Genomic DNA, 24825 nt, shown 5'->3' with positions numbered 1-24825 from the left:
TTTCTATTATTTCACTTCTGAATATATTGTGCAATGTTTACTCTTTTACTAACTTTGGATATATAACCCAAGATTCAAATAGTTAAACATGAATTTTTTTACAAAAATATTTAAATAAGTATTCGTATACTTGTTCCCATTAAAAGGGGTTGAATGTCTTGCTGAATGGCAAATGGGAAATATAAAGCTTAAAACTGAAAAAATCCCCTTCTTTCATTAAATACCTGATCATGCTCTATAAACCTCATAAAGCCTTTCTGTGTATTAGGGTAAAATATACCTATTCTTCCATCTATCCTTCTAAATCCTGAAATAAAATAAAAAACCGCCAGACATCCCCGTCAGACAGTTTCCTAAATGATGTTATAAAATTAAAAATCAACCAGACCAGTACTGATCTGCAATGCGTCGTCTACCCTGCGCATCATGTCTTCATCCAGTTGTGTTATTTTATCTGTTAATCTTTGCTTGTCAATCGTCCTGATCTGTTCAAGCAAAATAACTGAATCCCGTTCAAAGCCGTATTTTTTCGAATCTATTTCAACGTGTGTTGGAAGCTTAGCTTTCTGAATTTGAGCTGTGATTGCTGCTACGATAACAGTAGGGCTAAAACGGTTCCCGATATCATTCTGAATGATCAGGACAGGCCGAATTCCGCCTTGTTCTGATCCAACTACCGGTGAAAGATCTGCAAAGTAAACGTCTCCGCGTTTGACTATCAAGGACTACACCCCGCTAACTAAGCGGTCCAAGGTATGATCGGCTTCCTCCTCTAACATAAATGCTTCTGAAGCAATCGTTAGATTGATCTTAGCCATTTCCATGTAACCCTGTTTCATCTCATCACGAAACTGACGCTTATTCTTCCGCTCACGAAGAAACATCTCAGTAGCTTGATGGATAAATTCGCTGCGGTCCAAATTCTCTTTTTTTATGACGCGATCTACCTCACTAAGTAATTTCTGAGGAAGACTAATCACTATTCGTTTTGTGTTCAATTCGGACACAACATACACCTCCAGCGCAAAGCTATACTACGATCAAATTCCTTTTAACCACATTTAATCTTATCACTTCAATAATCCATTTGCAAAGCGATTTCAAAGTATTTATTCTACAAAATTTTCAATAGTCCTTCTAATATTCTGCTAAAAATTTAGAATTACATTCATATTTTCTAAAATTCGACCCTTTTTCTTATAAACTCTCGGCACTCGAGCAGAAATGAGGCACGGAATTTCATAATTTATCGTTTTCGCGATACGCGCGATCTCATCCATTTCTATTGTTTCTGTCTGCTGATTTCCTATTAAAGTAGCAACTTCACCAACATCCATTCTCTTTGGCAGCCTAACCATGCATTGATCCATACAGATTCTGCCGATGATTGGCATCCGTTCGCCCTTTATAAGCACCGAGGCTCCTGGAGAAAATCTTCTTTGCCAGCCGTCCGCATAGCCGATTGGAAGTGTACCTACCCACTCTTCTTCTGTTGCTGTATAAGTAGCTCCATAGCTTACAGTATCCCCAGGCATCAGTTTTTTAACATGAATGACCCTGGAATGAAGGCTGAACGCCTCTTCTAGAGAAAAAGGCAAGTCTTGTTTTAATTCAGTAGATGGCGCCAAACCGTACATGCTGATTCCTAGGCGAACAAGATTGAATGGCCCTTTCACTTTCCTGAGAGCTGCTGCGCTATTGGCACTGTGAACGAGAGGTGGATTCAATCCCCATGATTGCAGCAAGTCTATATATTTATCAAACCTTTTTCTCTGTTTCTCAAAAAGTTCTGATTCCCATTCATCAGCTGTTGCAAAATGGGTAAATACCCCTTCTGCTTCAAAGAGAGAAGATTGTTTGATGAAGTGCGCTACTTCTTGCAGCTCACTTTCTTCTCTAAATCCAACTCGCCCCATACCCGTGTCGATCTTCAGATGAACCTTTACACGTTGATTTGTTTCTTTCACATATGATTCTGCCTCAATCAACCATTCTTTTTGAAAGACTGTAAGGCTTATTTCATTTTCTGCCGCAAGATTAGCATATTCCGGACGTACCCGGTTCATAACTAAAATCGGTGCTGTGATTCCTTGTTTACGCAGAGCTAATCCTTCATCAAGCATCGCAACAGCTAGCCACTCTGCTCCTGATTTTAATGCCTCTTCTGCAACTTGAAAAGCTCCATGGCCGTATCCGTTCGCTTTTACGACAGCCATAATTTTTTGTTCAGGGAGATGTCTCTTAAAAGATTTTATATTTTGACTGATCTTGTCTAGGTCGATTTCCGCCCAAGTGTCTCGATAATAATGATGTTTATCCATGATGATGGCCTCCCTGGTTTAGATTACTGCCTTCTATTTTAACCTCTTACCGCCATTTATGTAAGCATCCTATCGCTTCAATCCATAAATTTGTGTGTGCAATCCAAAAGTTTTAAGAGTCTATCCACGAGTTTTCGTTCTTATTCCAAAAGTTTTGGCATTTTATCCACGAGTCTACAATTCTCGACAATTTACGGACGTGTTAAATCCATCATACCCGCTTTCAAAACAAAACAGGCTAGCGTCTTCGCCAGCCTGCTCTATCAATTCTATATATATATAATGTAGAAATTATTTAATCGCCTCTCCGCTCACAGAGCGCGCAATCGCCATCAACTCTTCTTGACCGAGATTATTAGAGACAAGCAAATAATCTACACCGTTGAAATTCCATGTGATCGATTGATCTGTCATCGCGCCTACGGTAAAGCCGAGATCAACCGGTTCTCCACTTGACATCGTTAGGCGGGAAGCTGTTTCTACCGCTGTGTTCTTCTGCTGCATGAGTGTAAATGATTTATCTTCGTTGGCATAGTTCAATACCACTTTGGAATCATCTTCGCCTTCTGCGACTTCTCTTTCATTTACAATGTTTAAGTTAGCAGTATAAGTCGGATACAGCACTTCGAACTCTTCGCCAGCACCTGAGAACGTAGGAACCTCAAATTGAGCACTGCTCATGTTCGACTCCATATCGAAAGAGTTCTTATCGAATTTCGCGTTAAACTTAACTTTTGAGAAATCCAGTCTAACAAGCTCTTTTTGGTCTTGATCCATAATTCGTACTTGTTGCGGATCAAGATCTTTATTTAATGTAATCTCTTGTTGATATAGATTTTTGTTTTGATAATTTGTTTTTGTATGGAAAACATAGCTTTTCTCTTTTGACTTAAACCCTCGATCTGTATCATTTAAAATATCTGAAATGAGCGATTGGAACAAATAGACTTGGCTGTTGTTCTCTGGCCAGTCGCTTTGGAATCGAAAACTTTTATTCAGAGCTGGCGTCAGAACGAAAACTCCGTCTTTGTTACGCAGTATCATCTGACTTTGATCTTTTTCAGCATTTTTTAAGCTAACTCGGTAAAAATCTGGCTTCTTGTGCCAAATTTCTAAATCGTAAGTCAGTGGCTTCTCTCCTGTGCTCAATGTCATCTTGGCTTCCGCTTTATAGCCCGTCATGGATTCCATTCTTTCTTCTAATGAATCCAAAACATCGTTCTGGCTTTGTGCACCACAAGCCGACAGAACCAACACGATCATGAACGCCATCAACATCATTGACAGTGTTTTCTTCATTTTTTGCCATCCCCTTTGTCCCAAAGTAATTTCGACATTGAAGGGGGACCAACTCTCTGCATCTTGCAAAGGACTACCCCTTCTACCGCATTACAATATATGAGACAACCCTGGACAATATGCAGACTAGCTTGACGAGCTTTCTAAAACCACTTGTGCGATCGCGTATTCCTTCGTATGAGTGATAGAAAGATGACATAGATATGGATAAGGGGAAGTAAGAAATGGCTTACCTTTTTCATCAGATTTAATTTCCATGTCCTGCCACGAAAGTTCAGCGCCGATTCCAACACCGAGCGCTTTAGCCATTGCTTCTTTTGCGGCAAAACGTCCGGCAAGATATTCATATCTTCTGTTCCCATTTAAAGAATGAAATCTTTTTTGTTCGAACGGTGTTAACACCCGTTCTAGAAAACGAGGTTGATGGGAAACAACCTTTTTGATTCGTTTTAGTTCGATCATATCGATGCCTGTTCCTACAATCATTAATAAAAGCTCCTTTGCAGCTATATCTTTCGCCCTATCTACCAACACATGGTAAACTTAATAAAGATGAATGAGTTTAGTTAAAACTTTGGCTGTTTTTTAAAAACTTTGTTGCTCTTCTATGAAGTTGATTTCGTTTTTGGCACCTCGCTTTCCGCGGGGCAGTCGTTAACTACATTCAACGAAAAAACAGCCTACACTTTATTTAAAAAGGGTGATATTATTCGATGTTTATAAGAGATGAAAGCTTTCAGACCTTTATCAGGCGCTATCCTATCGTTACTTTTTTAGTAGCTGCACATATTATCGTGTTTCTTCTTATTAATTTTACCCCTTTTTCTACCTCTTTGTATCATTTTATGGTCGGGTCAAATTACTACATCACCGCTGGAGAGTATTGGCGTTTATTTACTCCTATTATTACTCACGAAGCTGCAGGTCATCTGATCTTCAACTCGTTCTCACTTGTGTTGTTCGGTCCTGCACTCGAAGGGATCCTTGGAAAAGCAAGATTTATTATCGGGTATGTAGGTGCTGGGCTGATAGCCAATATTGCGACGTTAATGCTGCTTCCCCTTTCATATGCTCATATCGGTGCATCCGGTGCTATTTTCGGTTTGTTCGGTATTTACGTTTACATGCTTTACAACCACCGTCAATATATTGACCAAGCAAACACACAGATCCTTCTCGTTGTGCTAGGTATAAGCTTAGTAACCACGTTTATGAATGCTCGGATCAACGTCATGGGTCACCTGTTTGGATTGATTGGTGGCGCGGCCCTTGCTCCGATCATTTTTGCTTCCCTTCATCGTAAGAAAAAACGCTGGTAAACCAAAAAGCACCTCACGATTGAGGTGCTTTTCCTATTTGAAGATGCTCGATCAGTACATCTTTTAATGAAGTTTCAAAATAGACTGGCCAATCCACATCCAGAGCGGTCAGCTGCCTTGCATGTTTCGGCTTTACTCCAATAATTTTGACTGGTTTCCCATTCATATATTGAAGCATACGGAAAAGCTCACTTAACTTTTGCACGCCACCTTCATCAATTTCTCCTGTAGCAGATAAATCAAAGAAAATTTCTTCAAATTGACCTTCGTACGCTGCTTTTAATGCATTACCTGTAACGGTAATCATTTTGCTCTCATTTACGTCACCGAACAGGGGGACAAACGCCATTTTTTCAGAGATCGGAATGAACGGTCCAGACAATTCATCGAGACGTTTCATCGCTTCTTCTAAGGCTTCTTTCTTCTCAAACAACTCAAAATCTGTTGAAGATAATCTAAGTCTAAGTTCTAAAAGCTTTTCTTCAAGCCCCTGAACGTGTTTTCCAATCGGAATAAATACAATGTGCGCAAATTCGCCTTCCCAACAAATAGAGATGTCACACAGCAAGAAGGGCTGATTTTTCGCTTTGATGTTTGCTTCAAATGTCTTTTCTCCTTCAAAAGGCATCATAAATTTCATTAACTTGTTATGACTTTCTTCATCAAAACAATCCCGAATCGTTTCAGTCTGCAAGTCCAACAACTCAATGGCTTTTGAAGATCTATTGAGAATAACTCCATGTTTGTCTATCTTTACGTATGGTACGGGTAGGACACAGCTCATTTGTAGGCGTTAATCCTCTCTTCGGTATATTCATCCAGCCATTTTTCTGCTTGTTGGAGGTTTTTAATAATAATTCCTTGTTTATTTACGTATGGTTCAAGATCGTATTTTTCGGTAAGTCTTCCGCCTACTAATATATCAGGCTTATTTGGTAGAGCAGCTAAAGCCCGAACATAATTTTTTAGCACCGGTAGATTATAAACGATGGAAACGGATAATCCGATGACTTCTGGCTTCCATTGGAGTGCTGATTTCAATGCATATTCCAGCGGCAGACTTGCTCCATAATATTTTGTTTCCCAACCTTTTTCTTCAAAGATACTGTTGATCATCTTTATTCCTAGGTAATGCTGTTCACCCTGCAAGCACAAAAACATGGCTTTCTTTTTATTACGTGTTGTTTCATCTGCTGATACTTGAAACAGCCTAGAAAGAACAAAGTCACAAACTCCCGTCGCTAGATGTTCATCTGCGACTGAAATCTCATTATTTTCCCAGAGGTCTCCGATCATATACATTGCAGGAGTAAACAGGTCTCTAAACAAAACCATTCGATTTTGATCTGGCTGCTGTTTAATGAAACGTAATGCCTCAGCATGATTACCTTCTAAAAACAGACGCGCCAGTTTTTCAGCTTCTGAAATAGCCATGGATGGGACCTCTCCTTTATTCTAGTGTGATTCTACTTTACTCCGTAGAACATCCTTCGCTTGTTCCAAATAATCGATATAATTACCGACACGGGTATTTTCTATCGTTTGCTTTTCTTGTTCTTCTAAAAGAACTTCTATAATGAAGTCGAAATTATCTAATAAAAGCTGTGTATCCATCCCAAACTTTTGTAAGATACCATCTAACCAGATCGCATAGTCAATAAAAAACGCGCTATTTTCAAGATCATATGCTGTTTCTAAATGTTTAAAATGATGATGGTTATCTTCAATACACTTTACTCTTCCCTTGTCACCATACCTTTCGACAAGGGAAGGATCTTTTTGGTAAATTTTTTCTGTTACTCTTTCTACCATAACATTTATGTTAAATTCCGTCATTTGGCAACCACCTTATATTGCTTTACAGTGGGTATGACAGCTGCTAATTCTTGATCAGGATACTTCTTTTCTAGATCATGGATCTTCTTAAACTCCTCACTTCTTACCCACTTTAAATAAGCGTCTTTAGAATCAAAAAGGAGTTGAACGGTCAGCTCACCCGCCCGTTTATCATTCTGAAGCAATAAAAAGTCAACAAAACCATCGGCTTTATCTACTGATCTAGAACGGTTCTTATATATATTTATAACTTCGTCAGCTTTTTCATTTGGAACGTCAAACGTAGAAAAGACGGTATACATGAAACATCACCTCTTGGATGTAATTTAAACGACAAAATGTTTATTTCATAAAAGATTCAATAAAGACTCTATTTTTCCTGCTAGCCAATTCCGCTTACAGCATCTTTTTAAATAGAACCACTCATGATACAGGAAATTTGGACAGAAGTCGAATCTTAGTGACAAAACACCTAGAGGAAAAAGCTCATCAATAATAAAAACATTAAGGTAGCAGAACGTTTACACATAGAAAAAAGGATAGACCCACCTCGATTTACAGTTGGTTCTATCCTTTGGCTTTTTACTTTAGTATAAATCAAACATATTCACATCGTGATTAGTCTGTTTTAGATAAGTAAACAACTGCCCACGGTGATGATAACTATGGGTGACAATTTCAACTAGCCATTTTGCTTGAGTAGCACCCTTCTCAGCATAAAACGCCTTCGTTTCTTTCTTTAAAAAATCTTCCTCGGAAAGAGACAAAAAATAAGATTTAGCTAAATGGTAACCTTCTTCTAATACATGAGTTAATTCTGTTACATTCTCAGCAGCTAACTTCTTTTCGAGCTGACGAATTTCTTGCTCCGATTTTTCCTGTAAAATCGCTAAGTCGATATGAGGAATCTGAACCAAATGATTAGCTAGTTCTAAAAAAGAACGCATGTTTTCAACGGGACGAAAATCGTAAACAGAAGAATCTGCTTTTTTTAATAATTGATTGGTCGTACGAACCACAACATACAATTCTTCGAGTAAAGTCTCTGTTAAGGAAGCCGTTGCATTCATCTTTTCTTTCCTCCTGCTATGTATAATAATTACTTGTATTATCTTCTTCGTCTTAGCTGTTTTTTCCTCCGTTTAATCCAGAAGCAATCTCCTTATGTGAGGAGTTCCCCATCCATATATTTTCTGAATGGTCTTCACAGATCAAAAGCATATCGTAATATGCGCGCATAAACACTTCCACGATAAATGGATCATACATTTTTCCTGATTGGTTCTCGATCTCTTTCTTTGCTTCCCAAGGCGTCATACCTTGACGATACGCACGGTTACTCGTCATCGCGTCAAAAGAATCGGCAACGGCTAAGATACGAGAATAGATGGGGATATCCTTTCCTTTCAAACGGTGTGGATAGCCTAGACCATCGTATCTTTCATGATGATGAAGAATTCCTGTTAAGACACGGTCTGAGTATCCGAAAGATTTTGCTAACATCATCCCATCAACAGGATGCTTTTTCATAATTTCGTACTCTTCTTGTGTTAATTTTCCGTTCTTTAACAGGACAGCATCTGGTGTAGAAATCTTTCCGATATCATGAATAAGAGCTGTCAACTCTAGCTCTTCCCATTCTATATTCTTGAATTGACCATGTTTGGCAAGAATCATGGCGTAAAGTGCTACTCTCTTCGAATGACCTTGTGTATAAACGTCTTTCGCTTCAACAGCTAACGAAAATGCTTTTACACCTTGCTGAATCGCTTCTTTTTCTGCAACCGATTGATAAACAATACGTTGAGCCATGAACAAAAGGGAACAGAAAATCACATAGATCGAGATAAACGCCAAGTAGTCTTTCAATGGTTCGTTTGATAACAAGAGATATGAAATCAAGCCACCTATACTTGACACATAATATAACCTCTTATCATTTAAAAGAAGTGCAGATACAGGCAAAAAGAAGTATGCGGCCTGCACGATTGGATAGGTAACGAAAAAGTAGGAAATCGAAACGACATATACACTGCACAAAACAAAAGCTAATTTTGTGTATTGTTCTTGTATACGGTGGATTCCCCAAGCAGGAAGAAACCCAATCAAAAATAAGAAAAGAAAGGGGTAGAAGCTTTCTAGTGGTTCTATAAAAAAATGATGGAGAGCCTGAATGAAGGCACTCCCCACAATAAATATTTGAGCAAGCTTAATATTACGTATCATGAATGAAACTCCGATTGTCGAATTTTGTAATTTAATGCAATTATATACTATGAAGGCTTTTTATCCTATAGTTTGTTGGTATTTAAAATAGGTTGCTAAACCATGTCTATTTTTAACCAAACAAAAAAACCGCCAAAAAAGACGGTTTTATTTCACGTAACTGCGAGCAACTTGTCTCATTTTTTTATGCTTGTGTTTTTGACTGCGCATTCTTAAAATGACTAGAAATGCGAGCAATAGAAGCAATCCACTGTATAAAAATATTCCTGCTTTCACAACAGATTGCATAAAGGTTGAATCTACTTCTTCTACCGACTTACTGTCGACCGTAGTTGTAGCTTCTTTTTCTTTCTCCTTAAAAAGAGTATGAGTGAGTAGAACATTACCATTAGCGTCTTTTAATTGAAGTTCCCCATCTGAATTCACTTCCTGAACCGGTTCTTCTCCTTTTGGCAAAGTAACGGCCAAGTCCTCTTTTAGCGGGTAAGTGTCTCCGTTTAACGCTTCGATCTCTGTACCAGCAGTCAGTGTTTTTCGTTCGAAGTTTGCAAAGCCATAGTCACCGAGCGCCATTGTGTCCCAATAAGCCGCTCGACTCGTGGGAGCTTTCAGTGTAACGATGATCACATCCATATTATCACGCGATACAGCTGTAACTAAAGTGTGCTTGGATTCATCCACATATCCGTTCTTAACACCAATCGTACCCGGATAATCCCACAAAAGCTGATGGTGATTTCTTAACGTTGTTTCCCAGCCTTCTCCAACCCAAGGCAATTCTTTTGTTGATACGATCTCACGAAATTCTTCATTCTGCATCGCGTATTGAGTTATTTTCGCCATGTCTTCGGCTGTTGTATAATGTTCTTCATCAAAAAGTCCGTTCGGATTAACAAAATGAGTGTTTTCTGCTCCTACTTTCTCCGCGAACGCATTCATTTCGTCAGCAAAGGAATCCACATCCCCTGCCAAGTATTCTGCAATCGCAACAGCTGCATCATTACCTGAGTTAATTAAAAGGCCTTGAACAAGTTTTTTCAAAGGTACTTGCTCGCCTTCCATCAAATAGACGCGTGTCCCCTCAGCTCTCACTGCGTCGCTGCTGATTACAACAGATTCATCCAACTTGCCTGATTCAATAGCCAGAATCCCTGTAATGATCTTTGTAATACTAGCTGGATACATTTGTTCTGAGCTATTTTTTTGATATAAAATATCTCCTGTTTTCGCATCAATCATTACAGCGCTTTCGCTTTTAATTTCTGGTGTGTTCTCCCCCGTTGCTTGAACAAACTTTGTGTTTACAAGCATAACTAGTGAAAAAACAAGAATTAGGCTAAGTTTTTTCATTTATTTCCGCTCCCGTTGGTCATTTAATCTTCATATCTCTTCGTTAGATTTTTCAGTTCTTTTATGGTTGAAATCAAAATGAAATCTAGTAATATTCGCCATAAAAAAACAAGCGTTTTATCAATTGATACCGTTCGACAAAATTCGCTTGTTTCCTTTTATATATCGTTCATATTTTTAGTTTATTTAGTCAAAATGTTTTTTGTTTTTCTTCCCTCTTAATAAATCTCCCGTCCAACCTTTCATTTTTAACCAGATATAGACACCTATTGTAGAACCTACAATTAATAACATGGCGTAAAGATAACCAAGCTTCCAATCGAGCTCAGGCATATTCTTGAAGTTCATACCCCAGATTGCGCCTAAGCCCATTGCGGGAGTAAAAATTACGGTAAACACGGTTAACGTCTTCATGATTTCATTTCCACGATGAGAAGAAAGAACTTCTTCAAGGTTTAACAAAGTATCGATGTCTTGTCTGTAATGAGAGAGCAGTGAAGTCGTTCGATCGATTCTAGTTTCAATTCGCTTATACGCTCGCGTTTCGGTGATCTCATCAAGGAATGCTTCCTTAATTGCCATCTGCGTTTCATGAACAGGGAGTGTTAAATCACTCCAGTTGATCAGCTCGATTCGTCGATCATAGATGCTGTTCAATAAATTAGTGTGATTGTTTCTTTGAACATCACGTTGAAGCTCTTTAAGCTTCACTTCTAATGCATCAATTCCATCCAAGAAATAATTAATTAATTCACCCAGTAATATGATAAAACCTTCCACAGGTGTCTTTTCTTCCAAAATTAAATGATCACAAGCTTCACGGTTATCTCCTTGGATACGTGAAAGGTCTAATCCAACTGTGATTAAAGATTTGGGTCGGATATAAAAGTGAAACACTTCAAAATCAGATTGATTATCCGGATCTTGTTTATACGTAAGCGATCCGCGAACAATTTGATCTCCGTCACTGTCTTTTTCAATTCTTAAGTAATTAACCTTGTCTTCCTTAATATTACTCAGCCAATTTTTGCAGCCTTTCGTATCTGCGATCAAATCATGAATCGTTTCTTCGTGACACTCATGACGGTGCCACTTCCAACCATAAACACTCGTTTCTTCCATAGAATCATCCATCCTTTATAGTAATTGTCTCAAATAACGGTATATTCTTTAGCACCCTGTTTTCTTAACCATTTTAATGAGAATTGCATGATATTTGGGTGACTCTTATAATCTTTATACTTGGAGTAAATCCAGATGTAGCCCTTCTTCTCTGTTTCCTGTACCTTTAATAAGACGATTGCCACCATTTTGTGTTTATCTTCAACGATCACGACGGCAGTATCATCACGATCCTCTATATATGAAGAGAGTTTCTTCTGATATTCCGGAACGTCACTACACCAATCCAACAAACGGTTAAGATCTTCCTTCTCTGCGAATATCGGTTTCACTGCCATCCTCCTCAATTAGAGTTCCCTTATAAAAATAGGAACAAACCCTAGATTATTTTTTCTGATGGTGATAAATAGCTTTGTAAAAGCTCTCGGTCTTCTGGAAAGGATAAGGTTAGCGTCTCTAACTCTTTCAAGGATACCCACCTTATATCGTGAATTAAACCATCCGGATCTTGGATGACAGAAGAACCGCTCACCAACTCTGTTAAAAAATAGTGGACTTTAAAATGAATGTTCTGTGAGATTCCTTCTTTAATATGTAGTTTTTCATTTACCTTTACGACATAACCCGTTTCTTCCCACACTTCACGCATACCGCATTCCTCAAGACTCTCGTTGCCCTCTCTGCCTCCAGAAGGAATACTCCACTTCTTCTCCTCATTAGCAGTTCCTTGTAAAACCATTAATAACTTCCCCTCGTTCACACAAATACAGCTGGCACCTTCCCACTTCATAGCCATTCCCCCTTTACAGCTACTTTCTGGACATGAAAAAAAAGTCCTGCACTTAAGGCACAGGACTTTTTACAATTATATGACTATGAATTTTTAAAGCTAGATGACTTGTGTTTGATCGGCAACTTTTTGAGTATTCACGATTCTGCATTTGCAATGATCCCACGTGTAGAGCGTCTTGCTGTTTTGTTCTAATAAGGACAGCGAGTCATCTGTACATTCTACGATCTTTGAATGAGGAATATCATGTTCCTTTTGTTCGCCAGTCTTCATATCAATGTATACGATTCGTTCGCTCTTACCCGTTGCAAGATCTAGCTCATAGACGAGCAGTTGATCGTCTACTTGATAGAGAGCACGGGGAGAAATGGATAGCTTATATTCTGTAACCACTTTGTCTTTATCATTCAACACCATGATTTTCTTTGGATCACCGTTAAGAACTGGCGCACCTGACACGTATACAAGATCTTCATGACATAAAATATCAGTAGGTGCCATGTTGCTTCCTAGGTTTACCCGTTTTTTCTTACCGTTACGGATAATGTAGAGAACCGCTTGATCTTCTTCAACGATATAAGAAGAAATGTAGAGAACATCTTGGTTCATCTCTACTTCCCAAAGGAACCCATTCACTTTCCACTCTTTTACGAGTTCTGGGCCATCTTTTGAAAAGATTAAGACTGAGCCTTTTGAACCATCACCCTCACAAGCAACTACAACACTCGATTCAAATTCATAAAAGTTTGGTTGTCCTTTAATAATTTGAGATTTTAAGCAGCCGTTTTTATGGTCAAAGATGAAGAGCTTGTGGTCTCTAGACTGATCATCTACCTTCTTGGAAAACCAGTAATTCTTCTGTTTGTCCATGAATACTTCGGAGTAGGCAAAAGCGCCTTCCTCATTTCTTACTATACTTCCGGCCACTTCAGGATCACGTGAGACATACAGCGATTGATTCTTCTCTGCAGTTCGTGATGATAATTGGTACATTTTAGCCATAGTACTCTCTCCCTTCAAATTTGACGCCGGCTCGGTGCTGACATAGGATTTATGTAAAACGTTCTTTTCAAAATTATCAATTTCTAGCAAAAACTTTGTATTTTCTGTTATATTTATCTTATCAAACAATCCATTTATTCTGTATTGGGAAAAATAGTAGGATAGATACTTGTTTAGTGGGGGTTCTGCATGACAATTTTCCCAAGTTCTGAAAGGGGGATTTTATGGTCGGTCAACGAATAAGATATTATAGAAAAACCAAAGGCCTAACCCAGGAAGAGCTGGCACAGGGAATTTGTTCTGTCTCATACTTGAGTAAGATTGAGAAAGGGGACGCCAAATCAAGCGAAGAAGTCATTAATCTGCTTTGCGATCGTCTAGGTATTTCGCCGGAGGAAGTGGACGAAAGTAAGATCCTTGAGATGTTGAATGAGTGGAATTTGATGATGGTTGATCGTCAGTTTGAGGAAGCGGGAAATACTTTCATTGAGATAAAGGAGAAAATGGAAGGTATTACTGATCCAAGTTTACGATTAAGATATGAACTATTCTATTCAAGATATCTAATGGTTATTGAACCACCTTTGTTAGATGAAACGAAGGAAAAATTAGAGGGTATTGAGAAACTATTAGACCATCTCTCTAACGATTTAAAGTTCTATTACTATATGTTTTGGGGTATGTACTACAACTTTAATAAGAAATATAACGAAGCACTAAACTATCTTCATAAAGCAGAGAAGCAATTTAATCAAACTTCAAATATTCAAGATTCAGAAGCCGCTGTTAACTATTACCTTTTAGCGTTGACCTATAGTTTTTTAATGCGTGTAACTTCTATTACTACTTACACGTTTAAAGCTATATATATATTTGATAGAGATTATAATTATAGCAGAAGTGCAGATTGCCAAATCTTATTAGGAATAAGTTATAGACGAGCAAAGCAATATGACTTAGCTGAAACACATCTAAAAAACGCTTTAAAGTATTCCACAATGTTCAAAGATGAAACACTTAACGGGATTATATACCACAATTTAGGATACATTTCTTCGTGTAAAAAAGAGCATTTAAAAGCAATAGACCGCTATGAGAAAAGCCTAGGTTTTAAACAAAGTCAATCCCCTCAAAATATGGCTAATACCATTTATCTATTAGCATCAGAACATTATGAATTAGGAAACTTTGAAAAAGTAAAAGCATTGATTAAATCCGGTTTAGACCTTGTAGATGAGGAACAGGAATCTTACTATAATTTAATACTTCTTCAATATAAGATGGATGGAATTGAGTCTGAAGAATATATTCAATACCTTAGAAAAAAAGCTATACCTTTTTTCGAACAAAAAGGAATATGGGAATATGTTTCTAACTATGCCGAATTATTAGCAGATATGTTCTTTAATCAGGGGCATTACAAAAAAGCAAGTGAATATTACAGAGTTGCAAATAATGCAAGAAAAAACATCTTTTAATTTAGGAGGATAGATTCATGAAAAAACTAATGATTTTAGTAATCATAGGACTCTTTACAATCTCTTCTTTACATTTTTATAACCTTCAAACTTCAGATAACAACCCTAGTATTAAAAGTTTAAAAATTGCGAGTGATAATAACCCCAGCATTAAAAAAGGATATTTTGCTTCTGATAACAACCCTAGTATTAAAAATTTTATACTTACAGCTGATAGCATTAGTAAAAACTTCTTAGCTTCTGATAACAATCCAGGTATTAAAAGTTTTATACTTGCAGCTGATAATAACCCTAGTATAAAAAGAGTATTTATAGCATCTGATAATAATCCAAGTATAAAAAATTTAAAAATTGCAGCTGATAATAACGCCAGTATTAAAAGTGCATAGCAGAACGTAAAAAGCTCTCAACCTGAGAGCTTTTTTTCATGCCCTAATAACCACCTTCGTCCCAATCGGTACAATCTTAGATAATTCTAAAACATGATTATTATGCATCCGTACACAGCCTTTGGATACGTTCTTGCCGATGGATGATGGTGTATCTGTGCCATGTATGCCGTAATGAGGACGTGAGAGTCCCATCCACATGACTCCGAACGGTCCACCTGGATTTGGTGCTTTATTAATTATGGTATAGGTTCCGGTTGGAGTAGGTGTTAGCATTTTTCCAACGCCTATCGGATAGCGTTTGATTACTTTCCCATCTTTTACGAGGGCTAGTCTTTTTCTTGTTGTTGAAATATAGATCTCATAAGGCATTATCATACCTCCCGCTTTAGCTTATGCAGGACAACTATGAAATGACTCTACTTGGATACCATGAAGCACTGTTCACTGTGTGACGCTTGTATGCGACCCGTAGCTTCTAAAAAGCTCTCTGCCGTTGTTAAACCAACGTGCTTAAATGTCTTTTTCAACATTTTTTGCTTTTCCGCTGTTTCATGTGGTAGTTGCTTTAAAAACTCTTCGAAGCTGCCAAACTCTTTTACAAGATCGTGGACTCTCTTTGCGTTTTCAATCGTCGCTTCAATCTTTTTTCTATGTCTGACGATCCCAGCATCAGCTAGTAAAGCTTCAATCTCTTTTTCGCCAAACTGCATGACCTTTTCATACTCAAACTGTGCAAACGCATTTCTGAAGTTTTCTCTTTTGTGAAGAATGGTCTTCCAGCTTAAACCCGATTGAAACAGCTCCAGTGTTAAGCACTCGAATAACCTATTGTCTCCCACCACATACTGACCCCATTCATTATCATGATACTGCTGCAGCATCTCACTCTCTTCACTCCACTTGCATCGGTTCATCTCACATACTCCTTTTTAAAAAAATAAAAGCGCAGCCAGGCTGCACTTTTGTTATTGGGTTGCACGCATTTCAGAAAATGGATAGATTACGACTTCTGAACGACCTTCAATTGCTTTTGTTTCGATCAAACCTAGTCCGTTTCGTGAATCCATGCTATTTAGACGGTTGTCGCCCATTACGAAAACTTTCCCTTTTGGAACTTTAAGTGGTCCGAAGTCTTCTGTTAAGTACACACCTAAATTTTTCGCTTCAGATTTATTTTCTTGAAGATAAGATTCCTTCACTTTTTTATTATTTACATATAGGTCGTCACTCTTCATTTGAATAACGTCACCTTCTAATCCTATCACTCGTTTTACATACCGCTTATCGTCACCTTTAATGATTACGATATCCCCTTTTTGTGGCTCAGAAAACGCGTAAACAATTTTATTAACATAAAGCTTTTCTTGATCGTGAAGAGTTGGTGACATAGATGCACCTTCAACCATATATGGAGCAAAGAAATAGGCTTTTGTGATAAATACAAAGACTAAAGCAAAGCCAATCGCCTTTAACCAGCTAACCCATTCACTTTTTTGCTTTGTTTCTTTTTCTTGTTCTATCATATCTTCATTCACCTCGGCGCAACGATTTCAATTTTTAATCGATCTGGATCTTCAAAGAATAAAGCATAATGATTTTCTCCTCCTGCAAAAGGAAACTTGTCCTCGTACAAAAAGGAAATATTTTTCTTCTTTAATTGTACACGAAGGTGCTCTATTTGCGCACGTGATTTAGCCCAAAAGGCCAGGTGATTAAGTCCTGGTCGCTTTCTGTGAAAAGGTATGTCATTGTAAGAATTCTCCGTTTGTACAAAAACAAGATATAGTGATTCCATTTTGTAGCTAAAACCTTTTTCCCATTCCTGAAAAAGAGAAAAACCTAACTCTGGCAGTAGCCATTCATAAAAAGCTTTCGTTTTGTCTAGATTCTGCACGTTTATTTCTATATGATGCAAGCCTTGTGGTAATGTCATGGTTTCTCTATTTCTCCCTCTACTTAAAAAAAGGTCCTCTATCACTTTTAATCTTTCGAGAAATAGCCTACAATGGTAAAGATTTCCGTTTCATTACAGGAGGGTTATACCTATGAATGCTAAAACAAAACACGCAGCAATCTTCCTGGCTATTTCTTTGCTTTGGTTGAAAACCTATATTGTTTATAAAGTTTCATTTACGCTGCCTATCGATCATTTCCTGCAAGAAATTTTATTATTTTTAAATCCGTTAAGTTTTCTCGTACTCTATTTTTGTTTAGCAAACCTTGCTCCACCTGCTAAAAGAAGACGAGTCATCCTATGGCTTTCCTTCATTTATAGCTTTATATTGTATGCGAACGTCGTCTATTATCGATTCTTTACCGACTTCCTTACGATTCCGGTATTGTTTCAAACGAAGAATGTTGGAGATATTGGAAACAGTGTTTATGAACTGATCTATATCACTGACATTTTCTTTTTTGTTGATCTGCTTCTATTAGCTTATCTATTAAAGCAGACGAGATGGAAGTCTAATCATCTATTAAAGCCGGTAGACCGAAGAAAATTATTTTTATGCGGTGTTGCCATATTGTCTGTTCATTTAATTCTTGCAGAAATAAACCGGCCGCAGCTTTTGACCCGTACATTTGACAGGGAAATTCTTGTGAAAAGCTTAGGAACGTTCAATTATCATCTGTACGATATCATGCTTCAATCCAAGTCTTCTATGCAAAAAGCACTAGCAAGCAATATGGATGCAGAGGAAATTTTAAAGGATATAAAAAAAGAAACGGTTAACAACCCTGAGCTCTATGGAATTGCAAAAGGAAAAAACTTAATCATGGTATCTCTAGAATCTACCCAAAATTTTGTACTGAATTACAAAATCAACGGAGAAGAAGTTACACCTTTCTTAAACGAACTTGCTGAATCTAGCTATTATTTTAATAACTTTTATCATCAAACCGGACAAGGAAAGACATCCGATTCTGAGTTTTTGATCGATAATTCCCTATATCCATTGCCAAGGGGTGCTGTTTTTCAAACACATCCGTTGAACGAATACAACGCTATGCCTGAAATTTTAAAATCAAACGGCTATTATTCTGCTGTTTTTCACGGTAATAATAAAAGCTTCTGGAACCGCGACGTCATCTATAAGACGATGGGGTATGACAAGTTTTATAGTGAAGAATATTATAACGTTACAGAAGAAAATTCAATTAACTATGGACTTAAAGATATACCTTTCTTTAAGCAGTCCATGCCGTATTTAACGAAGCTGCCGCAGCCTTTTTATGCTCGTTTTATTACGCTTACTAACCATCATCCTTATTTGATCAATGAAAAAGAACAGTGGATTGAGCCTTATCCTGTAGATGATGGAACAGTTAGTCGCTATTTTACAACCGTTCGCTACGCGGACGAAGCATTGCGCCAGTTTTTTGAAGACCTGAAGAGCTCAGGATTATATGAGAACTCAGTCGTAGTCGTTTATGGGGACCATTACGGCATATCAGAACGGCATCAAGAAGCGATGGCCGATGTGTTAAGCAAAGCAACGCTTACTGCTTACAATCAAGTGGAACTGCAGCAAGTACCTTTATTCATTCACGTTCCAGGGAAAAAAGGCAAGCAGCTTGATACGGTTGGTGGACAGATCGATCTCAAACCTACTCTGTTACACTTGCTTGGAATTGGATCGAGTGATGACGTTCATTTTGGGACGGATCTTTTTTCAAAAGAACATCATGAATTAACGGTGCTCCGTAACGGCTCTTTCGTTACAGACGACTATATTTATACAAATGAGACGTGTTATGTAAAACCATTTGGAGCACCTGTTGAAGAAGAAAAGTGTAAGCCATACATCGAACAGGCAAAAGAGGAACTCGATCAGTCAGATCAAATCATTTATGGTGATCTGCTACGATTTTTAAAATAAACTTAGCCCCTTATGAGGGCTTTTTTATTTAAACCCGTCTTTTACTTCTTTTGATATTCTAATTATCGAGCTAAGCCCTATAATTAAGGACGAAATAAGATAAATGCTGTTCCATTCGCCTATGAAGATTAAGTACAAAATGCTTAAAAATGCAGCTAAAGAAACGCATATATCCAGAATAAAACCTAACTTTACTTTCATTATCTACTCCTCCTAAAATTGGTAGTTAAGGAGTTAGCTTTATTTTATAGGCTATTTTCTAAAAGATTGTTGCTTTTATATCTTTGTAATTACCTCTTTGACTGTTGATTGGAGTGGAAGGTGCGTGCCAACTACATGAGATGCTTCTCGCAAGAACATGCGACGAGGAAGCTAACTGCGATAGCATTAACTTGTAGACGCAGGAGCAAGAATACTTCTATGAAACGGGTCAGGTGAGACACTTAAGAGTGAAACGTACGAATGTGGCTCACCGCCTGTCCCGTGGAAAGTGAGCAGTCTGGAACGGAAATCAACACTTCCAAAAGCAACAAAGCTTACGAAAACACCCTTTTATTATAAAAGATGACTAGTTAAAGGTGGCGATAATTTGAAACCTCTATTTGCTTATTTTACAGATATTCATGGGAATATTGATGCGCTCCAAGCTGTTATTGATGACGCTACAGGTATGGGAATCTCCCGGTTTATTAGTGGCGGTGACATGATTGGGATTGGTCCTTTTACAAATGAGGTACTCCAACGCTTATTTAACTTGCCATCTATTAAGATGGTTACTGGTAATCACGATGAAGCTGTCCTTGCATTAAAATATGGTCTGTCTCACCCTAAGAGTCACAGTCATGCGAGGCAACATCATCAATGGATTGCCGATCAGCTAATAGATACATATGCTCATGCATTGAGCGCACTTCCCCGAGAGCTTGTATTTGAAGAGGAGGGTTTCCGCTTTCTCATCACACACTACCCTTACAAGGAAGGCAAAAAGGAATCCTCAATATCTGAAGATCCCTTTATGCCGATTATAAGTGAACCTGATTCTTTAGTGATGAAAGAGCTTTTTAAACATTCACTTACGCATGATTTTATAGGATTTGGTCATCATCATATCCTTCATGATTTCAAAGTAGATCAAACTCATATCGTGAATCCTGGTGCACTAGGCTGTAATAAGGTTGCCGAAGCACGATATGCTATTGTTTATATTACAGATGAACAGGAACTAAGAATCGAATTTAAATCGATACCGTACGACCAGACAAACTTGTTTAAGACATACAGAGATCTTGAAGTTCCCGATGGTCCATTTCTGATGAAAGCTTTTCATAGTTAAAGGTTTAGCTCTTTATTTGTAGGAACGTAGGTGGTGTATTTGAAAAAGCGCTAATTTATTTTGTTTTATTCCATTCTTCTAGTGTCATCATCTTAAATTCTTCTTCAAAATCCAATCTTAACGGAGCAATTAACTCAATGCTATTTCCATCTGGATCCTTAAAATAGATTGCTGCATGAGCTTGTGGGTTATTAGGTAACACTAATGGTTGTTTTTCAGGTGGAAATCCAAAATTAGTAGAGACTTCTATTTCTCTTTCTTCTAACCATTCTTTAATGCTTAACATATTATCTCTATCAATTTGAAAAGCGATATGTCTTAACGATGGGTGATAGGGTGTTTTAACCTTGTCTGTTTCCCATAATCCCAACCAACTTTTTCCTTTCTCAATCCAGAAAAACACTAAATTTTCTTGTTGATAAGCGATTTCTAAATCTAGTTTTTTATAAAACTCAATAGATTTCTTAAGATTACTGACAGGCAAATGTGCTTCGTAAAGCCCTTTAATCATTTGATTTCTCCTTTTATCTGTTCTTTAATTTTTTTCTATTATTATTTAGAGTGACAATCTATATCAGTGAGGGGTCCTCGTCTGTATAAATTCAATCTCTTCTCCATCTGGACCTTCGTAAAAAACAGTTCTCCAACCGTTCGGAAGATCATACGGCCCTTCTGTTAAAAGAATTTCCTCTTGGTATAGTTCTTCTATTTTCTCCGTAACAGAGGCCACGCTAAATGCGATATGACTGCATGCAGCGTGATCTGCTGAATTAGGCAACAATTCAAGCTGAAATCCTTCCCCTATTAAAAAAACGAGCTCTGTATCGTTCCACATGAAACTTTCTTTCTTTTGAATAGGTAGGATTCTTTCATAGAATTCACACGACTTTTTCATATCACTTACATAGAGACCGATATGATGCAGCATCTTATTCTCCTTACTTAAAGAATTAGATTCATATCGCCAAACTCGTGCCAGAGGTAGCGCTTCTGAATCGCATCGTTATAAGCGTTATATAATTTGGTTCGATCTACGAATGCAGAAAGCAGTTGCAGATGACTCGCCTCCGGTTCATGCATCCCTGTGATCAGTCCATCACATACTACGAGTTTCGTATTTTCAGTAATATATAGATTTGTCCATCCGCTAGCTGCCTGAACCTTTCCATTTAGCTGAGCGACTGTTTCAAGCGTCCTTACGACTGTAGTACCCACTGCGATTACTCGACCTCCACTATTTTTCGTTTCAGAAATGAGGTCAGCCGTTTCTTTCGGTACATGATAGTTTTCAAAGTTCTTATCTGGGCCTTTGTGCCACTTATCATCAAGCAAATAACTAAGTCCCGTATGAAGCGTGATATAAGCGATTCTTACGCCTTTTTTCTGTAGTCGGAACAGAAGCTCCCAACTGAATGCCCTTCCCGCAGAGGGCATCTCAACAGAACCTGGAATGGTTGCGAAAACCGTTTGATAGTAATCCAGATTCCAAGGCTTCTGGATGTACTCGTACCTGACAGGTTCTCCTAAGTCATAGATCTGGTTAAAAAGCGATGAGCAGCATAGATTAAAAGCTAATGAAACAAAAGGTGTATCTTCTGACTGTTCGGTAATAGTAGCTGTTAATGTCGATGAAAAGCAGATGATATCGCCTTTCTTGACGTTTCCGCTAACGGGAAGTGCTTCCCAGTTGGATGCATTCTTTCTATGAGCAAGTCGAATCTCTACTTCTGTACCATCTGCTTCTTTCCGACTTTTTAATACCGCAGGAACAGTCCGGCTCGCGTTAAGTACAAGCAAGTCACCTTTTTTCAAATAACGGTCCAGTTGGTAGAACTGTGTATGATTGGTCTTCCCTGTATTTTTGTCGAGCACCATCATTTTTACATAATCTCGACGTAACCCTCTGCGTTCGGGTGGTTCTTTTGCATTTAATTCATCAGGAACCTCAAACTTCATCGCTGTTTCCATTAGAATTCACTCCCCTCAAGCTGAAACTTCTGTGCTTCAAATCGCTTTCCGGTAACGAGTGAAGATGCATCTGATGCCAAATATCCAAAAACAGCCGTCAGATCTTCAGGCTTAGCAAGCTCATAATCACATTCTGGTACAGCTAGTTCATGCATTTCTGTATCCATCTCACCAGGATCAACCATGTTCACACGTACACCAGATTCACTTACTTCATCTGCCCACGTTTCAGTTAGTCCTTCAAGGGCAAATTTTGAGATTCCATATGCTCCCCAGCCCGCATAACCGGTTGCACCCGCTTCTGATGTAATGTTAATGATACTTCCTTGTTGTTTTTGAAGCATGATTGGTAACACCCTTCTTGTAACTAAAAATGGTCCGATCGTATTGACGCGAAGAACTTCTTCGAAATCTTGTTCTGGATAATCAAGCAAATAAGGAATCGGACTAGGACCGATGATGGATGCGTTGTTAATTAGCACATCTATTCGTCCAAAATGCTCTTCTGTCAAAGCTACAAATCGCTCTACATCTTTTGATTTTGACATGTCTGCTTCTATCGCGAGAACCTCTACTCCAAGCTGAATCGCTGCTTTCTTTACACGTTGAAGTGCATCTCCGTTTCTTGCACATATCGCCAAGTTATAACCTTCACCGGCAAAGTATAGAGAAAGCGCTTTACCCAATCCTTTTGAAGCTCCTGTAATCATCATTACTTTTTTCATCATTTTTTCCTCCTAAGAAACTTTGTAATTATCATTATTATACTTTTTATACATTTTTGTTTACTAAGTATTTTAATTATAGTTACACTTCTTTTCATTCGTCAACGATAAAGTTTACAAATTTTTCGACAAATTTCCCGGAAAATAAAAAACCTCTGCCGTAGCAAAGGTTTTACTTCAGACGAAAAGATGCTCCATCTAGAACTTCCACATCTTTTCTTTCTTTTATTTCTTTCATAAGCTGAAAAAGGGCTAAATCTTTTTTCTTGGATTCGATCATACAATCTATTTTATCTACACTTCCTTTTACTTGGTTTAAAAAATCGAAAAACATATTTACATCAACATAGTCTGCATGATTCCTAAATTGCTTTTCGTTCTTTGGACTCGAGATATGCATCTTCAATGGCAACGGTGAAGTTTTCCATGACTCTATTACTCGTGGCCAATGCTGAATCCAGTTCTCATCATGATGATATGCGAGGTGATGGTGGTAATCGAATACGAGAGGAATTTGCAGCTTTTCACATAGGTACAGTGCATCCGCCATAGTAAAAGAAGTATCATCATTCTCAAGCATAATCATCTTTTGTATCGATAACGGAACGCTTCCCCAATTCTGCACAAATCGTTCAAGCGCTACATCCGTTTCTTTATAGTTTCCACCTACATGCATCACACATCGATGTTCTGTATCGATTCCTATATTTTTTAGTAATTTGTAGTGCAGCTGTAGCGTCTTAAGAGAATTTTTAAGTATCTCTTTCTTTGGCGAATTGATCAAAACAAAATGGTCAGGATGAAAGTCTAGCCTCATATTATGTTGCTTGGCATATTGCCCTATTTCGTGTAGTGAATCTCTTAAAGGACTGATATAATCCCAATCTAAAAGTTCACTGTGGTTGGCTAGCGGAATGATTCTGGAGGTCATTCGGTAAAACCGTACATCGTTAGCCACAGCATGCTTTAACACTCTTAGCGTATTGGTTATATTGGCATGCGATATACGCTCAAGCTTTCTCAATCCCGCTTCTCTATTCTGCAGCTGGCTAAATTGTTTATAGGTCATCGTTTTGGACGGAGAAGCATTTTTCAGTTCCATACTCATCGCTACAAAACCAAGTTTAATTATGGTCATCTGTGCCACCTCATTTTCATCATTAACAGTATGACCCTATTGCTTTCTCTTTTAACCAAAATGGTGTTATCGATTAGTGAAAAAAAACTGCCCTCACGATCGAGGACAGTCATACTATCTTAAGGTAAATATCTTTTTGCTCCGACATACGTACCCTTCCAATATTTAGCGTCTAGTGATTGTATGCGTACTCCTTTGGAAGTAGCTGCGATAAACTCTTTATTCCCCATATAGATGCCTACAAACGAAACACTTTTGCCATTTGTTTTAAAGAATACGAGGTCTCCTAATTTTTCTTTGCCCTTTGCAACAGGTGTGCCGCCTTTATATTGATCAGCGGACGTTCTTGGCAAACTTTTGTTTACTACTGTTGTTTTGAATATATATGTGGTAAACCCTGATGCATCAAATCCTTTTGGTGTTGTGCCGCCCCATTTAAACGGAGTTCCTTTGTAGAGTTTAGCCGTTTCTGTTACTTCTTGATCATAAGATGGAGATGCTTTTGCTGCAGATACACCGCCTAATATCAACAGAGCTGCGAGTCCTAATGAAACTACTGCGACGAGTAAACGTTTCATGTTTAACATCCTCTCTTTATTGAACTCTTTCACTTCATTAGTCGAAGATCACACGACTTAAGTTACT

General features: G+C 38.0%; 31 protein-coding genes. 5 read left to right on the top strand and 26 right to left on the bottom strand.

Annotated features, from left to right (window positions below; genetic code table 11):
• Nucleotides 1–371: 371 nt before the first annotated feature.
• From I5J82_RS18925 to acpS, 5 genes are all read right to left on the bottom strand, one after another.
• Nucleotides 372–722, bottom strand: coding sequence for a type II toxin-antitoxin system PemK/MazF family toxin (locus I5J82_RS18925; protein WP_066239453.1), 351 nt, complete (start codon nt 720–722; stop codon nt 372–374).
• Nucleotides 723–725: 3 nt separating this feature from the next.
• The gene (locus I5J82_RS18920; protein WP_066390801.1) at nt 726–1007 is read right to left on the bottom strand and encodes a CopG family ribbon-helix-helix protein; all 282 of its coding nucleotides are present in this window, start codon (nt 1005–1007) and stop codon (nt 726–728) included.
• A gap of 141 nt (nt 1008–1148) precedes the next feature.
• The gene (alr, locus tag I5J82_RS18915) at nt 1149–2321 is read right to left on the bottom strand and encodes an alanine racemase (protein ID WP_198769337.1); all 1173 of its coding nucleotides are present in this window, start codon (nt 2319–2321) and stop codon (nt 1149–1151) included.
• A gap of 291 nt (nt 2322–2612) precedes the next feature.
• A complete protein-coding gene (locus I5J82_RS18910; protein WP_198769336.1) occupies nt 2613–3620 on the bottom strand; it encodes a LolA family protein in 1008 nt (335 codons plus the stop codon).
• 126 nt (nt 3621–3746) lie between these two features.
• Nucleotides 3747–4106 carry a holo-ACP synthase gene (gene acpS, locus I5J82_RS18905; RefSeq protein ID WP_198769335.1) on the bottom strand — a complete coding sequence of 120 codons (360 nt, stop codon included), beginning with the start codon at nt 4104–4106 and terminating at the stop codon, nt 3747–3749.
• A gap of 227 nt (nt 4107–4333) precedes the next feature.
• Between acpS and I5J82_RS18900 the strand changes: the two genes are divergently transcribed.
• Nucleotides 4334–4939 (top strand): rhomboid family intramembrane serine protease, encoded by a 606-nt coding sequence (locus I5J82_RS18900; RefSeq protein WP_198769334.1) that lies wholly within the window; start codon nt 4334–4336, stop codon nt 4937–4939.
• 13 nt (nt 4940–4952) lie between these two features.
• Here I5J82_RS18900 and I5J82_RS18895 read toward each other — a convergent pair whose 3' ends face one another.
• The 11 genes from I5J82_RS18895 to I5J82_RS18845 all read right to left on the bottom strand — a co-directional run bounded on the left by I5J82_RS18895 (nt 4953) and on the right by I5J82_RS18845 (nt 13265).
• Nucleotides 4953–5723, bottom strand: coding sequence for an STAS domain-containing protein (locus tag I5J82_RS18895; RefSeq protein ID WP_198769333.1), 771 nt, complete (start codon nt 5721–5723; stop codon nt 4953–4955).
• Nucleotides 5720–6373 (bottom strand): cobalamin B12-binding domain-containing protein, encoded by a 654-nt coding sequence (locus I5J82_RS18890; RefSeq protein WP_233096696.1) that lies wholly within the window; start codon nt 6371–6373, stop codon nt 5720–5722. The genes I5J82_RS18895 and I5J82_RS18890 overlap by 4 nt, the downstream gene beginning before the upstream one ends.
• A 21-nt stretch (nt 6374–6394) precedes the next feature.
• A complete protein-coding gene (locus tag I5J82_RS18885) occupies nt 6395–6775 on the bottom strand; it encodes a hypothetical protein (RefSeq protein ID WP_198769332.1) in 381 nt (126 codons plus the stop codon).
• Nucleotides 6772–7077: an antibiotic biosynthesis monooxygenase family protein gene (locus I5J82_RS18880; RefSeq protein ID WP_198769331.1), complete on the bottom strand. Its 306-nt coding sequence runs from the start codon at nt 7075–7077 to the stop codon at nt 6772–6774. The genes I5J82_RS18885 and I5J82_RS18880 overlap by 4 nt, the downstream gene beginning before the upstream one ends.
• 285 nt (nt 7078–7362) lie before the next feature.
• A complete protein-coding gene (locus I5J82_RS18875) occupies nt 7363–7845 on the bottom strand; it encodes a DinB family protein (protein ID WP_198769330.1) in 483 nt (160 codons plus the stop codon).
• Between the two features lie 52 nt (nt 7846–7897).
• Entirely contained in the window at nt 7898–9001 is a 1104-nt protein-coding gene (locus I5J82_RS18870; RefSeq protein WP_198769329.1) for an HD-GYP domain-containing protein, read from the bottom strand.
• Between the two features lie 147 nt (nt 9002–9148).
• Nucleotides 9149–10351 (bottom strand): D-alanyl-D-alanine carboxypeptidase family protein, encoded by a 1203-nt coding sequence (locus tag I5J82_RS18865; protein ID WP_198769328.1) that lies wholly within the window; start codon nt 10349–10351, stop codon nt 9149–9151.
• A 186-nt stretch (nt 10352–10537) separates the two neighbouring features.
• Complete coding sequence (locus I5J82_RS18860) at nt 10538–11473, bottom strand: magnesium transporter CorA family protein (protein ID WP_198769327.1); 936 nt, start codon at nt 11471–11473, stop codon at nt 10538–10540.
• 29 nt (nt 11474–11502) lie between these two features.
• Nucleotides 11503–11805, bottom strand: a complete 303-nt coding sequence (locus I5J82_RS18855; RefSeq protein ID WP_198769326.1) for a hypothetical protein — start codon at nt 11803–11805, stop codon at nt 11503–11505.
• 47 nt (nt 11806–11852) lie between these two features.
• Entirely contained in the window at nt 11853–12263 is a 411-nt protein-coding gene (locus tag I5J82_RS18850) for an NUDIX hydrolase (RefSeq protein WP_408610424.1), read from the bottom strand.
• A 99-nt stretch (nt 12264–12362) separates the two neighbouring features.
• Nucleotides 12363–13265: a hypothetical protein gene (locus I5J82_RS18845; protein WP_198769324.1), complete on the bottom strand. Its 903-nt coding sequence runs from the start codon at nt 13263–13265 to the stop codon at nt 12363–12365.
• Nucleotides 13266–13489: 224 nt separating this feature from the next.
• On the opposite strand from I5J82_RS18845, the gene I5J82_RS18840 reads away from it, so the two are divergent.
• Both I5J82_RS18840 and I5J82_RS18835 read left to right on the top strand, forming a co-directional pair.
• Nucleotides 13490–14743: a helix-turn-helix domain-containing protein gene (locus I5J82_RS18840; RefSeq protein ID WP_198769323.1), complete on the top strand. Its 1254-nt coding sequence runs from the start codon at nt 13490–13492 to the stop codon at nt 14741–14743.
• Between the two features lie 17 nt (nt 14744–14760).
• The gene (locus I5J82_RS18835) at nt 14761–15132 is read left to right on the top strand and encodes a hypothetical protein (protein ID WP_198769322.1); all 372 of its coding nucleotides are present in this window, start codon (nt 14761–14763) and stop codon (nt 15130–15132) included.
• 36 nt (nt 15133–15168) lie between these two features.
• Here I5J82_RS18835 and I5J82_RS18830 read toward each other — a convergent pair whose 3' ends face one another.
• Genes I5J82_RS18830 through I5J82_RS18815 form a run of 4 tightly spaced genes read right to left on the bottom strand, consistent with a single transcriptional unit; the run spans nt 15169 to nt 17068 of the window.
• A complete protein-coding gene (locus tag I5J82_RS18830; protein WP_144704774.1) occupies nt 15169–15504 on the bottom strand; it encodes a L,D-transpeptidase in 336 nt (111 codons plus the stop codon).
• Nucleotides 15505–15551: 47 nt separating this feature from the next.
• Entirely contained in the window at nt 15552–16049 is a 498-nt protein-coding gene (locus I5J82_RS18825) for a DNA-3-methyladenine glycosylase I (RefSeq protein WP_198769321.1), read from the bottom strand.
• A 51-nt stretch (nt 16050–16100) separates the two neighbouring features.
• Nucleotides 16101–16658 carry a signal peptidase I gene (gene lepB / locus I5J82_RS18820; protein WP_198769320.1) on the bottom strand — a complete coding sequence of 186 codons (558 nt, stop codon included), beginning with the start codon at nt 16656–16658 and terminating at the stop codon, nt 16101–16103.
• Nucleotides 16659–16666: 8 nt separating this feature from the next.
• Nucleotides 16667–17068, bottom strand: a complete 402-nt coding sequence (locus I5J82_RS18815; protein WP_198769319.1) for a VOC family protein — start codon at nt 17066–17068, stop codon at nt 16667–16669.
• Nucleotides 17069–17180: 112 nt separating this feature from the next.
• Here I5J82_RS18815 and I5J82_RS18810 point away from each other — a divergent pair, with 112 nt between their 5' ends.
• Nucleotides 17181–19016, top strand: coding sequence for an LTA synthase family protein (locus tag I5J82_RS18810; protein ID WP_198769318.1), 1836 nt, complete (start codon nt 17181–17183; stop codon nt 19014–19016).
• A gap of 589 nt (nt 19017–19605) precedes the next feature.
• Nucleotides 19606–20349: a metallophosphoesterase family protein gene (locus tag I5J82_RS18805; RefSeq protein WP_198769317.1), complete on the top strand. Its 744-nt coding sequence runs from the start codon at nt 19606–19608 to the stop codon at nt 20347–20349.
• Between the two features lie 55 nt (nt 20350–20404).
• On the opposite strand, the gene I5J82_RS18800 is transcribed toward I5J82_RS18805, so the two are convergent.
• From I5J82_RS18800 to I5J82_RS18775, 6 genes are all read right to left on the bottom strand, one after another.
• Entirely contained in the window at nt 20405–20860 is a 456-nt protein-coding gene (locus I5J82_RS18800; protein ID WP_198769316.1) for a VOC family protein, read from the bottom strand.
• Nucleotides 20861–20923: 63 nt separating this feature from the next.
• The gene (locus tag I5J82_RS18795) at nt 20924–21277 is read right to left on the bottom strand and encodes a VOC family protein (RefSeq protein ID WP_198769315.1); all 354 of its coding nucleotides are present in this window, start codon (nt 21275–21277) and stop codon (nt 20924–20926) included.
• 14 nt (nt 21278–21291) lie between these two features.
• Complete coding sequence (locus I5J82_RS18790) at nt 21292–22317, bottom strand: S-adenosylmethionine:tRNA ribosyltransferase-isomerase (RefSeq protein ID WP_198769314.1); 1026 nt, start codon at nt 22315–22317, stop codon at nt 21292–21294.
• Nucleotides 22317–23045 (bottom strand): SDR family NAD(P)-dependent oxidoreductase, encoded by a 729-nt coding sequence (locus I5J82_RS18785; protein WP_198769313.1) that lies wholly within the window; start codon nt 23043–23045, stop codon nt 22317–22319. Before I5J82_RS18785 ends, I5J82_RS18790 begins: the two co-directional genes overlap by 1 nt.
• A gap of 169 nt (nt 23046–23214) precedes the next feature.
• Nucleotides 23215–24180: a UV DNA damage repair endonuclease UvsE gene (uvsE, locus tag I5J82_RS18780; protein ID WP_198769312.1), complete on the bottom strand. Its 966-nt coding sequence runs from the start codon at nt 24178–24180 to the stop codon at nt 23215–23217.
• A gap of 119 nt (nt 24181–24299) precedes the next feature.
• On the bottom strand, nt 24300–24758 hold the full coding sequence (locus I5J82_RS18775) for a C40 family peptidase (protein WP_198769311.1): 459 nt from the start codon (nt 24756–24758) through the stop codon (nt 24300–24302).
• Nucleotides 24759–24825 lie beyond the last annotated feature (67 nt).

This window comes from Fictibacillus halophilus (assembly GCF_016401385.1).
In the GTDB taxonomy this organism is placed as follows: Bacteria; Bacillota; Bacilli; order Bacillales; family Fictibacillaceae; genus Fictibacillus; species Fictibacillus halophilus.
This window is presented reverse-complemented; position numbering and strand designations above follow the sequence as displayed.

Bases quoted from the DNA above. Each gene is read 5' to 3' on its own strand.
- alr (WP_198769337.1), bottom strand. From the start codon at position 2,321: ATGGATAAACATCATTATTATCGAGACACTTGGGCGGAAATCGACCTA.
- I5J82_RS18910 (WP_198769336.1), bottom strand. From the start codon at position 3,620: ATGAAGAAAACACTGTCAATGATGTTGATGGCGTTCATGATCGTGTTG.
- acpS (WP_198769335.1), bottom strand. From the start codon at position 4,106: ATGATTGTAGGAACAGGCATCGATATGATCGAACTAAAACGAATCAAA.
- I5J82_RS18900 (WP_198769334.1), top strand. From the start codon at position 4,334: ATGTTTATAAGAGATGAAAGCTTTCAGACCTTTATCAGGCGCTATCCT.
- I5J82_RS18895 (WP_198769333.1), bottom strand. From the start codon at position 5,723: ATGAGCTGTGTCCTACCCGTACCATACGTAAAGATAGACAAACATGGA.
- I5J82_RS18890 (WP_233096696.1), bottom strand. From the start codon at position 6,373: ATGGCTATTTCAGAAGCTGAAAAACTGGCGCGTCTGTTTTTAGAAGGT.
- I5J82_RS18885 (WP_198769332.1), bottom strand. From the start codon at position 6,775: ATGACGGAATTTAACATAAATGTTATGGTAGAAAGAGTAACAGAAAAA.
- I5J82_RS18880 (WP_198769331.1), bottom strand. From the start codon at position 7,077: ATGTATACCGTCTTTTCTACGTTTGACGTTCCAAATGAAAAAGCTGAC.
- I5J82_RS18875 (WP_198769330.1), bottom strand. From the start codon at position 7,845: ATGAATGCAACGGCTTCCTTAACAGAGACTTTACTCGAAGAATTGTAT.
- I5J82_RS18870 (WP_198769329.1), bottom strand. From the start codon at position 9,001: ATGATACGTAATATTAAGCTTGCTCAAATATTTATTGTGGGGAGTGCC.
- I5J82_RS18865 (WP_198769328.1), bottom strand. From the start codon at position 10,351: ATGAAAAAACTTAGCCTAATTCTTGTTTTTTCACTAGTTATGCTTGTA.
- I5J82_RS18860 (WP_198769327.1), bottom strand. From the start codon at position 11,473: ATGGAAGAAACGAGTGTTTATGGTTGGAAGTGGCACCGTCATGAGTGT.
- I5J82_RS18850 (WP_408610424.1), bottom strand. From the start codon at position 12,263: ATGAAGTGGGAAGGTGCCAGCTGTATTTGTGTGAACGAGGGGAAGTTA.
- I5J82_RS18845 (WP_198769324.1), bottom strand. From the start codon at position 13,265: ATGGCTAAAATGTACCAATTATCATCACGAACTGCAGAGAAGAATCAA.
- I5J82_RS18840 (WP_198769323.1), top strand. From the start codon at position 13,490: ATGGTCGGTCAACGAATAAGATATTATAGAAAAACCAAAGGCCTAACC.
- I5J82_RS18835 (WP_198769322.1), top strand. From the start codon at position 14,761: ATGAAAAAACTAATGATTTTAGTAATCATAGGACTCTTTACAATCTCT.
- I5J82_RS18830 (WP_144704774.1), bottom strand. From the start codon at position 15,504: ATGCCTTATGAGATCTATATTTCAACAACAAGAAAAAGACTAGCCCTC.
- I5J82_RS18825 (WP_198769321.1), bottom strand. From the start codon at position 16,049: ATGAACCGATGCAAGTGGAGTGAAGAGAGTGAGATGCTGCAGCAGTAT.
- lepB (WP_198769320.1), bottom strand. From the start codon at position 16,658: ATGATAGAACAAGAAAAAGAAACAAAGCAAAAAAGTGAATGGGTTAGC.
- I5J82_RS18815 (WP_198769319.1), bottom strand. From the start codon at position 17,068: ATGACATTACCACAAGGCTTGCATCATATAGAAATAAACGTGCAGAAT.
- I5J82_RS18810 (WP_198769318.1), top strand. From the start codon at position 17,181: ATGAATGCTAAAACAAAACACGCAGCAATCTTCCTGGCTATTTCTTTG.
- I5J82_RS18800 (WP_198769316.1), bottom strand. From the start codon at position 20,860: ATGATTAAAGGGCTTTACGAAGCACATTTGCCTGTCAGTAATCTTAAG.
- I5J82_RS18795 (WP_198769315.1), bottom strand. From the start codon at position 21,277: ATGCTGCATCATATCGGTCTCTATGTAAGTGATATGAAAAAGTCGTGT.
- I5J82_RS18790 (WP_198769314.1), bottom strand. From the start codon at position 22,317: ATGGAAACAGCGATGAAGTTTGAGGTTCCTGATGAATTAAATGCAAAA.
- I5J82_RS18785 (WP_198769313.1), bottom strand. From the start codon at position 23,045: ATGATGAAAAAAGTAATGATGATTACAGGAGCTTCAAAAGGATTGGGT.
- uvsE (WP_198769312.1), bottom strand. From the start codon at position 24,180: ATGACCATAATTAAACTTGGTTTTGTAGCGATGAGTATGGAACTGAAA.
- I5J82_RS18775 (WP_198769311.1), bottom strand. From the start codon at position 24,758: ATGAAACGTTTACTCGTCGCAGTAGTTTCATTAGGACTCGCAGCTCTG.